We start from the raw sequence: 10,705 nt of genomic DNA on the forward strand, positions 1-10,705 counted from the left end.
CGCCTGGTCTCCCTCGCATGGTCCCGGTAGGGGTCTGCCAGGGAAGCGAGCAGGACCTGTCTCCGAGGACGTGCAACGGCCCAGGAATCGTGCGTCTCGAGCCAAGTGGTGGGATTGCCCGAGCCGGCGATGGGCAGCCGACTGCCCGACTCCCGGCCTCAGATCTCGGCCGCCTCCAGCACCGCCTGCCTCAGCGCGTCGATGCCTTCCCCCGTATCGCTCGACGTGCTCAAAATCTCGGGATGGGCGGCGGTGTGCCGCCGCGCCTCCTCGGCCGTGCGGGCCTCGACCTCGGCCAGCTCGGTCGGCTTGATCTTGTCGGTCTTGGTGAGGACGATGCGGTAGCTCACCGCCGCCTCGTCGAGCATCTTCATCACCTCGCGGTCGACGTCCTTGAGGCCGTGTCGGCTGTCGACGAGCAGCAGGGTGCGCTTCAGCACCGGGCGTCCGCGCAGATAGTCGTTGACCAGATAGCGCCACTTGCGGGCGAGGTCCTTCGGCGCCTTGGCGAAGCCGTAGCCGGGCATGTCGACCAGCCGCAGGCGCGGCGGGCGGCCGACCTCGAAGATGTTGAGCTCCTGGGTGCGGCCGGGCGTGTTCGAGGTGCGGGCGAGGCCGTTGCGATTGGTCAGGCGGTTGAGCAGGGACGACTTGCCGACGTTCGAGCGGCCGGCGAAGGCGATCTCCGGCAGATCGGGCTCGGGCAGGAAGCGCAGCTCGGGCGCCGACTTGAGGAAGTCGACCGGCCCGGAAAAGAGCTTCCGGGCGGTCGCCTCGAGATCGGACGGCTCCGCGCTCACCGCGTCTTCGGCTTGGGCTTGCGCCGCGGCGGCTTGGCGGCGCCCGCTCCGCCTGCGGGCGAAGTCGGCGGTGGCGGCGGGGCCGGCGCGCGGCTCTCGACCGCCGCCGCGTCCAGGCCCTCCTTGAGCACCGGGTGGCGCATGTAGAGCAGCTTCTGCTGCCCGATCGACAGGATGTTGTTCGTCACCCAGTAGAGCTGCAGCCCGGCGGCGAACGGCGCCATCACGAACATCAGCACCCACGGCATCAGCGCGAAAACCTGCTTCTGGACCGGATCGGTCTGCTGCGGGTTGAGCTTGAACTGGAGCCACATCGTGATGCCGAGCAGGATCGGCAGGATGCCGATGCCGATATAGGCGGGCGGCGTGAACGGCAGGAAACCGAACAGGTTGACCGGGGTGAGCGGATCGGGCGCCGACAGGTCCTTGATCCACAGGACGAAGGGCTGGTGGCGCATCTCCACCGCGAGCAGCAGCACCTTGTAGAGCGCGTAGAAGATCGGGATCTGCAGCAGGATCGGAAGGCAGCCCGCCATCGGGTTGACCTTCTCCGCCTTGTAGAGCGCCATGATCTCCTGCTGCATGCGGGCGCGGTCGTCCTTGTAGCGCTCCTGGATCGCCTTCATCTTCGGCTGGACCACCCGCATCGCCGCGAACGAGGCGAACTGCTTCTGCGCGACCGGGAAGAGCAGCAGCCGGACGATGACGGTGAGCAGGATGATCGCCACGCCGAAATTGCCGATCAGCGCGAACAGCCAGTTCAGAAGCGAGAAGATCGGCTTCATGAACCAGCGGAACCAGCCCCAGTCGATCGCCCGCTCGAGCGGCGTGCCCAGGGAGGCGCTATAGGCGTCGAGGAAATGGATCTCCTTGGCGCCGGCGAACATGTGCGAGCGATAGACCTGGCCGGCGCCGGGGGCGACGATCGTCGCCGGCGCCTCGAACTGCGCCTGGAAGGCGTTGCTCGCCCGATTGTGGACGATGGCGGCGTCGACGTCGCTGCGCTGGTCGGGGACGACCGCGGCCAGCCAATATTTGTCGGTGAAGCCCACCCAGCCGCCGGTGCTGCGGAAATTGTGGGCGCCGGCCTCGACGACGTCGTCAAAGTCGTTGTCATAATCGGCGACGCCGTTGAACACGCCCATCGGCCCGACATGGGCGGTCCAGCTGTCCGGATCGGGTGAGGGGCCGACGCGGCTGACATAAGCGTGGGGGCGCAGCTGGACCGGGTTGGCGCCGCGGTTGAGCACCCTCTGCTCGGAAGCGATGAGATAGCCGTCGTCGATCGACAGCAGGATCTGGAAGACCTGGCCCTGGCCGTTATTCCAGGTGAGCGTCACCGGGGTCGCCGGCGTCAGCCGGTCGCCGCTCGCCTGCCAGACCGTCTGCGGACCCGGGACCACGCCTGGCGCGCCCGACCAGCCGAAGCTGCCGAAATAGGCGCCCGGCGTCCCGGCCGGCGAGAAGAGGCGCACCGGCGGCGAATCGGAGGCGACCCCCTCGCGGTGACGGGTGAGGACGAGATCGTCGATCCGCGCGCCGGTGAGATTGACCGAGCCGCTGAGCCGCGGCGTCTCGATCCGCACTCGCGGCGTCTCGGCCAGCACCATGCGCCGGTCGCGGATCGCGGCCGGCGAATCGGCGGCCGGATCGGCGCCGGGCTGCGGCAGCGGGACCTGCTTGCCTTCCTCGATCTTGGTGACCGGCGGGTTGGCGGGCGGGAACCAGTAATTGGTGATCAGCGTGGAGCCGAGCAGGACGATCGCCGAGAGCACGATCGCCAGGATCAGGTTCTTGTTGTCGTTCACGGAAAGAGACCTTTTCCCCTCATGGTACTGGATCGTGCCCGGATCCCCCCCAGGGGTGGCAGCGGAGCAGTCGCCTGGCCGCCAGCCAGCCGCCGCGCAGCGCGCCATAGCGGGAAAGAGCGGTGATTGCATAGGCCGAGCAGGAGGGCGTGAATCGGCAGCTCGGCGGCAGCATCCGCGACGGCCCGATCTGCCAGCCGCGTGCGACCAGGATGAGCAGGCGGGCGATCATTCGGGGACCGGACCGGGGCGATCTCCAGTCGGCCGATCGGCTCCCCGGTGGGGAGAGGAGACAGAGCTCGATGCCTTCTGTCGCAGCCGGCCGAGCGCCTTTTCCAGCTCGGCGCGCAGCGCCGCATAGGGCCGTTCGATGCCGCTCTGCCGGCCGATCAGGACATGGTCCGCCCCGGCGATGCCCGACAAGGGCAGCAGCTCGCGCGCGAGCGCGCGGAAGCGGCGCTTCATCCGGTTGCGGATGACGGCGCCGCCGACCTTGCCGGAGACGGTGATGCCGAGGCGGATCGCCGGATCGTCGTCGCGGCGGGGCCGGACGAGCAGGACGAAGCCCGGCATGGGGGCACGCAGGCCGCCATTGGCGGCGAGATAGTCGGCGCGGCGGGTGAGCCGGCCGATCGGCGCCGGATTCAGGCCGACAGGCGCTTGCGGCCGCGGCTGCGGCGCGCCGCCACGACCTTGCGGCCGCCGACGGTCGCCATCCGCGCCCGGAAGCCGTGCCGGCGCTTGCGCACGAGATTGCTCGGCTGGAAGGTGCGCTTCATCGCTCATTCCTCGTAAAATCACTGAAAGAAAATGGCCGCCAATATGGGCGGCCGGTTGCCGGCGCCGATAGGCAAAAGCGGCGGTGAAGTCAATCGCCGGCGCCCGCGCCCGCACCTTCGGCCGCGCCGTCGTCGCGAAGCCGCGCCTCGCGCCGCTTCGCGCTCGGCCGCCTCAGGCCCCAATCGGCCCAGCGGCCCTTGTTCGGATGGGCCCTCTTGAACGCGACATAGCGGCGCTTCGCCCAGTCGCTATATTTGAGCACCAGGCCGAGGCCGAAGCCGAACACGATGATCCCGCCCGGCCCGGGGACGAGACCGACCACGGGCGAGACGATCACCATAGCGATGCCGAGGACGAACAGCCCGGTGCGGACCATCGGGACGCGGCTCCAAGCGTGCCAGCGGCTGCGGATGCTCATCGGGCTGATGTGGGGACGATCCATGCCGGTTCAAATCCCCCGGATGCGGCGCCGTTCCCGTCGCCGGCCGGCCACCTTCGTCGCCGCACGGCAGGGAGCGGGCAATCGGCTGTTGCGCTCCATCCGATGAGAACGGCCCCGCCACCCGGGCCTGGGCTGCCTTACGGGCGTTCAGCATGCATCGCCGTAACAGGAGACCCGATCATGCCCACCGAGAAGGAGAAGATGCTCGCGGGCCAACTCTATGACGCGCTCGATCCGGAGCTGGAGGCGGCGCGGCAGCGGGTGCGGGCGCTGTGCCGGCGACTCAACGCGACGGACGAGGCGGAGGCGGATCTGCGCCGGTCGCTCTGCCGCGACATTTTCGGCAAGGGCGGCGACACGGCCTGGCTGCAGCCGCCCTTCCACTGCGATTATGGGAGCAATATCGAGCTCGGCGAGCGCGTCTTCTTCAACTTCAACTGCGTTGTGCTCGACGTCTGCCCGGTGCGGATCGGCAGCTACACCTTGTTCGGTCCCGCGGCGCAGGTGCTGACCCCGCTCCACCCGCTCGACGCCGCGCTTCGCCGGCAGGAGGAATATGGCCGGCCGGTCGATATCGGCGCCGACGTCTGGGTCGGGGCGGGCGCGCTCATCCTCCCCGGCGTGACGATCGGCGACGGCGCGGTGATCGGCGCCGGCAGCGTCGTCACCCGCGACGTACCCGCCGGCATGTTCGCCGCCGGCAACCCCTGCCGCGTCGTCCGCGCGATCACCCCAGAGGATCGCAAGGGCTGATTCGAGATGCGTTCGGCTGCCGAGGAGTCGGCGCTATCGCAGCGGCCACACCGCCAGGATCAGCGGCACGCCGGTGAGCACGACCAGCACCGACAAGGGCGCGCCCAGCCGGGCATAATCGGAGAAGCGGTAGCCGCCCGGGCCCATCACCAGAGTGTTGCACTGGTGGCCGATCGGGGTGAGGAAGTCGCAGCCGGCGCCGACCGCCACCGCCATCAGGAAGGCCTCGGGCCGGTAGCCCAATTGGGTCGCGAAGACCGAGGCGACCGGGGCCATGACCAGCACCGTCGCGGCATTGTTGAGGAAGGGCGTCACCGCCATCGCGGCGACCATGATCAGCCCGACCGCGGCCCAGGCCGGCAAGGTCGAGGCGGTCGCCGACAGCCAGCCGGCGAGCAATTCGGTGCCGCCGGTGGTGCGGATCGAATCGCTGACCGGAATGAGCGCTGCGATCATGATCAGGATCGGCCAGTCGATCGTCCGGTAGACGTCGCGCGCGGGCAGGCCGCCGGTCAGCACGACGAAGGCGGCGGCGGCGAAGAAGGCCATGGCGACGGTGAGGATGCCGGCCGCGGTCATCGCCATCGCCGCGCCGAGGATGATGAGCGGCAGCCAGCCGCGGCCATGCGCTCCGAGCCGGACCGAGCGCTCGGCCAGCGGCATGCAGCCGAGGTCGCGAAGCCGCTCGGGCAGGACCTCGAGCGGCCCCTGGAGGACGATGACGTCGCCGGGGGCGAGGACGATGTCGCGCAGCCGCTCGGTGATCCGCTCGCCCTGGCGCGACACTGCGATCAGGTTGACGCCGTAGCGATCGTGGAGCGCGATCCGGCCCGCCGCCACGCCCACCAGCATCGAGTTGGTGCCGATCACGGCTTCGATGACGCCGGTCTCGGTGGCGCCGCCGCTGCCGGCCTCGCGATGCTCGCCCTCGAGCTTGAGGCCGCCGGCGGCGATCAGCCGCTCGAGCGCGTCGGGCTCGCCGCGCATCGCGACGACATCGCCGGCGGCGATCACCGCGTCGGGGAGCGGCGCCGTCGAGCTGCGGTCGCCGCGATGCAGCCGGGTGATCTCCACCTCGGCACCGGCGAGGGCGCGGAACTCGGCCAGGGTCTGCCCCTCGGCGGGCGAATTGGCCGGCACCGTCGCCTCGGTCGAATAATCGTCGATGTTCACCGCCTCGCCCATGGTCGGCGCGGCGCGGCGCCCGGCCGGGAGCAGCCGGTAGCCGAAGCGAAGGAAGACGAGCCCGACCACGGAAAGGCCGAGGCCGACCGGGGCATAGTCGAACATGCCGAAGGGCTCGCCGGTCATGTCGGCCCGCACGCGCGAGACGATGATGTTGGGCGAGGTGCCGACCAGGGTGATGAGTCCGCCGAGCAGCGATCCGAAGGCCATCGGCATGAGCAGGCAGGAGGGCGACGCGCCGGATCTTTTCGCCATCTGGAAGGCGGCCGGCATCAGCATGGCGAGGGCGCCGATATTCTTGACGAAGGCCGAGAGATAGGTGGTCGCGCCGACCAGGATGATGAGCTGCGATCCGATACTCTCGAATCGCCCGGTGACCCGGCCGATCAGCGCCTCGACGACGCCGCTGCGCGACACGGCGGCGCTGATCACCAGCGCCGAGGCGATGATGATGACGATGTCGTCGGAAAAGCCGGCAAAGGCGTCCTCGGCCGGCACCAGGCCGAGCGCGACCGTCGCCAGCAAGGCGAGCACCGCCACGAGATCGTAGCGGATCCGCCCCCAGATGAAGAGCATCATCATGACGCCGATTACGGCGAAGGCGAGAATCTGCTGAATTGTCATGTGGATACCGGCAGGAGGAGACGGCACAACGCGAAACCGGAAGGTTCGATCCGCAAGATCGCCCGCCACCCGGATATTGGTTGATCGCCCGGTCGGGCGCAAGCGCGGCGCGCTCAGCCCAGCGCTTCGAAAGCCTTCGCATAGTCGACGCGGCCGCTTCTCGCCGGCATCGTCCCGCCGAGCGCGAGCGCCTGCAGATAGGGGCCGGCATAAGGGCTCTCGAACCCGCAGGCGAGTTCCGCGCTGAACCCGAAGCGGCCATAATAAACGGGATCGCCGAGCACGAAGATCGCCTCCCAGCCGTCCGCGGCGGCGCGCGCCAGGCCCTCGCGGACGAGGGCGGCACCGAGCCCTTGTCGCTGGTGCACGGGATCGACGGCCAGCGGCGCCAGGCCGAGCGCACGCATCGGCGCGCGCATCGGCGAGAAGAGGATATGGCCGAGGATGCGTCCGTCCGCCTCGGCGACCAGGGCGATCGCGGCGTCGCCGTCGGCGCGCAGCCGCTCGACCAGCCGCGCCTCGTCCGCGCCGCCGAAGGCGCGCTCGATCAGGCCGGCGGTGGCGGGAAAGTCGGCGGGGGTTTCGGGGCGGACGGCGAAGGACATCGGCGGCGCACATAGCACAGCTTTCGGCTCGACCCAGTGGCGCCTGATCCACTGCCCCGGTCGGCACAACCCTGCGCCGTGAAAACCGCCGATTCGGCGCTGCGCGTCGCCGGGCCGTGATGGACGGCCTCGGTATCGTTGCCGTCGGGATCGAGCAGGAAGGCGGCATGATGACCGGGATGGCGGTCGCGCTGTCCGGGGCGCCATTGTCCGTGCCGCCGGCGTGGTGAAAGCGGGCGACGGTGTCGCGGTCCGCCGCCAGGAAGACGAGGTGGCCATGGCTGACGCCGTTCCTTGCCGCATCGACATGGAGTTCGTCCGCGGCGAAGAAGCCGTCGATCTCGCGGGTGTCGCCTTTAAGGGCCTGAAAACCCCCTCGCGGCTATCGACCGTATCGATGCACGAGTCGTCGATGAGGTATTTTCCTGCGCTGGACGGCCTCCGCGCCGCCGCGGCGCTGGCGGTGCTGCTGTGCCATGCCGAGGTGCCGGGATTTGGTGGCGGGGCGCGCGGCGTCGACGTCTTCTTCGTGCTCTCGGGCTTCCTCATCACGCAATTGCTCCGCGATCACATCGCCAGCGGCAGATTTCGCGTTTGGCGCTTCTGGTGGAATCGCGCGATCAGGTTGGTTCCGGCGCTCGTGGTCGTGGTCGCGGCGTGCACCCTCCTCCCGATCGGCGGCGACGGCGCACAGCGTGCGTGGTCGGCCTTGCTGGCGGTCACCTACACGATGAACTTCGCCATGGCTGCCGGTGCGCCGGGAGGTCCGCTCGAGCACAGCTGGTCACTGGCGGTCGAGGAGCATTTCTATTTTTTGTGGCCGCTGGTCCTGCCCCTAGTGCTGGCCGCGCGCCGGCCCGGCCTTGCGCTGCTCTGGGTCTGGATGATGCTGACCGTCCTTCGCGGGGTGTTGGCGCACCTGCTGCCTTACGATGCCGTCTACTACCCTACATTCCTGCACGCGAGCGGGTTGGTCCTCGGCGCCGCGCTCGCCTTCGAGCGGCCTTCCGCGCGGGTCGCCCCATTTGGTGCGGCCGCGATGCTGGCGGTGCTGACCTTCCTCGAGCCGGCGTCGGGAGCGGACAAGCTCATGCTGGCGGCGCCGCTCGCCGAGCTCGCGACCGCAGCGCTCCTGTGCGGGCTTCTGCAACCGTCTCGGCTGACGAGCCTCTTCTCCTTCGAGCCTGCCCGCCGGCTGGGCGTGATCTCGTACGGCATCTATTTGTGGCACTGGCCGATCATCTTCGCCATCGGCCCCGCCGCCTGGTGGATCAGCGCGCCGCTGACCTTGCTCCTTGCCCTCGGGCTGGCCGCCCTTTCGTTCCATTGCCTGGAACACCCCATCCGGCGGCGGCTTCGCGTGGCTCCGTCGGATCCCCGTCCAGCGATTCCGGCTTATCCCCTCCCGGGTTGAGGCGGCATCGTATCGCGGCGGATCCTCGCAGTTCCGGTGACCACAGCCGACTCGACCCCCCTGCGGCTTACGGCAGCCGCTTTCCACCACCCCCTCGACATTCCCCTGTGACCCCTTCAACATCGCCCTCACGAGGGGGAGGTGAATGGTCGCGACGGTCGCCACGGTGGCGTTTCTGGGGCTGGAGGCGCGCAGCGTCGAGGTCCAGGTCCAGATTTCCGGCGGCCTCTCCAAGTTCCTCGTCGTCGGTCTCCCCGACAAGGCGGTGGCGGAGAGCCGCGAGCGGGTTCACGCCGCTCTGGCCGCGATCGGCCTGGCGCTTCCGTCCAAGCGGATCACCGTCAACCTCTCGCCGGCCGACCTGCCCAAGGAAGGCTCGCATTACGACCTGCCGATCGCGCTCGCTTTGCTCGCGGCGATGGGGGCGATCGATCGCGAGACGCTCGCCCATTATGCCGCCGTCGGCGAATTGAGCCTCGACGGGCGGATCGCGCCGTCGCCGGGCGTGCTGCTGGCGGCGCTGCACGCCTCCTCGCAGGGGCTTGGGCTGATCTGCCCGGCGGCGCAGGGGAGCGAGGCGGCCTGGGCGGGCGACGTCGAACTGGTCGCGGCGCCGGACCTGATCGCTCTCCTCAATCATCTGCGCGGCCGCGCCGTGCTGACCCCGCCGCGGCCGGGCGAGCCGGAGCCGGCCGTGTCCGGACCGGACCTCGCCCAGGTGAAGGGGCAGGAGACCGCCAAGCGGGCGCTCGAGATCGCCGCCGCGGGCGGGCACAATCTGCTCATGGTCGGTCCGCCCGGCGCCGGCAAGTCGCTGCTCGCCGCCTGCCTGCCCGGCATCCTCCCCGATCTCACCGCGCCCGAAGCGCTCGAAGTGTCGATGATCGCCAGCGTCGCCGGCGAGCTTCGGGGCGGCACCCTGCTTCGCGCGCGGCCCTTTCGGGCGCCCCATCACAGCGCGTCGATGGCCGCCCTGGTCGGCGGCGGGCTCAAGGTGCGCCCCGGCGAGGTCAGCCTCGCCCATCTCGGCGTGCTGTTCCTCGACGAGCTGCCCGAGTTCCAGCGCGCCGCGCTCGATTCGCTGCGCCAGCCGCTCGAGACCGGCACCGTCCAGGTCGCCCGCGCCAGCGCCCATGTCACCTTCCCGGCGCGGGTGCAGCTGGTCGCAGCGATGAACCCGTGCCGCTGCGGCCATCTCGGCGATCCGGCGCTCGCCTGCTCGCGCGCGCCGCGCTGCGCCGCCGACTATCAGGCCAAGGTTTCGGGCCCGCTGCTCGACCGCATCGACCTCCATGTCGAGGTGGCCGCCGTTTCCGCCGCCGATCTCGTCCTGCCGCCGCCCGCGGAAGGGTCGGCCGAGGTGGCGGCGCGGGTCGCGGCGGCGCGGGCCGAGCAGACCCGGCGCTACCAGGGGCAGGGGGTGCGCACCAATGCCGAGGCCGACGGCGCCCTGCTCGACCGGGTGGCGACGCCCGACGAGCCTGGCCGGCGGCTGCTCGCCCAGGCGGCCGAGGCGATGCGGCTGTCGGCGCGCGGCTATCACCGGGTGATGCGGGTGGCACGGACCATCGCCGATCTCGGCGGCAGCGACGGCGTCGGCCGCGTCCACGTCGCCGAGGCGGTGAGCTATCGCCGGCAGGCGCCCAGAGCGTAATGGCTTCGACGGCCTGGCTTTTAGCCTGGCCGGTTTGGGTGGAAGCGGACATTCGGCTTCCGACCCTTTCGGAGCTTCAACTACGAGGCACCACAATCGGGAACCGCTCCAAGATCGCCTCGCAGCCCGCGACGAGCGCAGGCAAGTAGGACTGGTCCAGGTCGAGAGTGAATCGGTGGTACTGGGTGACGTGGTCCGGGGTGATTTCCACTTCGGCTTCTATGTGACCCAATCGCTGCCCCTTAAGTGTCACCTTCAACTCTGGCTCGAAACTCGAGAGGGTTGCCTCGCCAGTGAGGGTGGCGCCGAGTGACTCAAGCTCTTTTCGAAACTGATCGACATCTGTAGTCATCAAGATTGAGCCTGCGCATTTCACCGTCGCGCTTGGCGCTTCCATGCGCGCGCGTACGTTGAGCCAGTTTCCGTCATAACAGTCGGCGGCGGGGAACTGCTTGCCATCTACCCAGATCGAGAGGCCGCCAAGCCGCAGTGCAGGTTCATCCAGCATCGGCTTCGTGTGCCACTGCTGATGTCGCCTTTCCACCGATAGCGTTGAAAAAGCGTCCGCTACTGACAGAAGCGGACGTCGCGCAGACTGAGCATGAGCGCGGCTGGGCGGTTTTACCCCGCCGTCGCCGGC

The 10,705-nt window shown here is 69.6% G+C and carries 12 protein-coding genes; 3 read left to right on the plus strand and 9 right to left on the minus strand.

The features are described 5' to 3' along the window. Positions 1 to 158 precede the first annotated feature (158 nt). The 6 genes from yihA to DDE10_RS21830 all read right to left on the minus strand — a co-directional run bounded on the left by yihA (position 159) and on the right by DDE10_RS21830 (position 3,830). Positions 159 to 800: a ribosome biogenesis GTP-binding protein YihA/YsxC gene (yihA, locus tag DDE10_RS21805; protein WP_114954921.1), complete on the minus strand. Its 642-nt coding sequence runs from the start codon at positions 798 to 800 to the stop codon at positions 159 to 161. After that, a complete protein-coding gene (yidC, locus tag DDE10_RS21810; protein ID WP_114954922.1) occupies positions 797 to 2,608 on the minus strand; it encodes a membrane protein insertase YidC in 1,812 nt (603 codons plus the stop codon). The genes yihA and yidC overlap by 4 nt, the downstream gene beginning before the upstream one ends. A 19-nt stretch (positions 2,609 to 2,627) precedes the next feature. Further along, a complete protein-coding gene (yidD, locus tag DDE10_RS21815; RefSeq protein WP_114954923.1) occupies positions 2,628 to 2,840 on the minus strand; it encodes a membrane protein insertion efficiency factor YidD in 213 nt (70 codons plus the stop codon). Then, the gene (rnpA, locus tag DDE10_RS21820) at positions 2,837 to 3,181 is read right to left on the minus strand and encodes a ribonuclease P protein component (RefSeq protein ID WP_432653749.1); all 345 of its coding nucleotides are present in this window, start codon (positions 3,179 to 3,181) and stop codon (positions 2,837 to 2,839) included. Before rnpA ends, yidD begins: the two co-directional genes overlap by 4 nt. A 71-nt stretch (positions 3,182 to 3,252) precedes the next feature. Beyond that, positions 3,253 to 3,387: a 50S ribosomal protein L34 gene (gene rpmH / locus DDE10_RS21825; RefSeq protein ID WP_114954933.1), complete on the minus strand. Its 135-nt coding sequence runs from the start codon at positions 3,385 to 3,387 to the stop codon at positions 3,253 to 3,255. An 89-nt stretch (positions 3,388 to 3,476) separates the two neighbouring features. Beyond that, on the minus strand, positions 3,477 to 3,830 hold the full coding sequence (locus tag DDE10_RS21830; protein WP_284734822.1) for a hypothetical protein: 354 nt from the start codon (positions 3,828 to 3,830) through the stop codon (positions 3,477 to 3,479). Positions 3,831 to 4,010: 180 nt separating this feature from the next. Here DDE10_RS21830 and DDE10_RS21835 point away from each other — a divergent pair, with 180 nt between their 5' ends. Continuing rightward, a complete protein-coding gene (locus DDE10_RS21835; RefSeq protein WP_114954924.1) occupies positions 4,011 to 4,583 on the plus strand; it encodes a sugar O-acetyltransferase in 573 nt (190 codons plus the stop codon). 33 nt (positions 4,584 to 4,616) lie between these two features. Here the strand turns inward: DDE10_RS21835 and DDE10_RS21840 are convergent, their stop codons facing one another. Both DDE10_RS21840 and DDE10_RS21845 read right to left on the minus strand, forming a co-directional pair. Continuing rightward, complete coding sequence (locus DDE10_RS21840) at positions 4,617 to 6,392, minus strand: SLC13 family permease (RefSeq protein WP_114954925.1); 1,776 nt, start codon at positions 6,390 to 6,392, stop codon at positions 4,617 to 4,619. A 113-nt stretch (positions 6,393 to 6,505) separates the two neighbouring features. After that, positions 6,506 to 6,997 (minus strand): GNAT family N-acetyltransferase, encoded by a 492-nt coding sequence (locus tag DDE10_RS21845; RefSeq protein WP_114954926.1) that lies wholly within the window; start codon positions 6,995 to 6,997, stop codon positions 6,506 to 6,508. 226 nt (positions 6,998 to 7,223) lie between these two features. Here DDE10_RS21845 and DDE10_RS21855 point away from each other — a divergent pair, with 226 nt between their 5' ends. Both DDE10_RS21855 and DDE10_RS21860 read left to right on the plus strand, forming a co-directional pair. Beyond that, positions 7,224 to 8,411, plus strand: a complete 1,188-nt coding sequence (locus tag DDE10_RS21855) for an acyltransferase family protein (RefSeq protein ID WP_162806785.1) — start codon at positions 7,224 to 7,226, stop codon at positions 8,409 to 8,411. Positions 8,412 to 8,556: 145 nt separating this feature from the next. Then, positions 8,557 to 10,065 (plus strand): YifB family Mg chelatase-like AAA ATPase, encoded by a 1,509-nt coding sequence (locus tag DDE10_RS21860; protein WP_114954927.1) that lies wholly within the window; start codon positions 8,557 to 8,559, stop codon positions 10,063 to 10,065. Between the two features lie 76 nt (positions 10,066 to 10,141). Here DDE10_RS21860 and DDE10_RS21865 read toward each other — a convergent pair. Then, positions 10,142 to 10,705 (minus strand): WapI family immunity protein (locus DDE10_RS21865; protein ID WP_284734823.1); only part of this gene is annotated, 564 nt, incomplete at its 5' end.

This window comes from Sphingosinicella terrae, assembly GCF_003347635.1.
GTDB classification, from domain to species: domain Bacteria; phylum Pseudomonadota; class Alphaproteobacteria; order Sphingomonadales; family Sphingomonadaceae; genus Allosphingosinicella; species Allosphingosinicella terrae.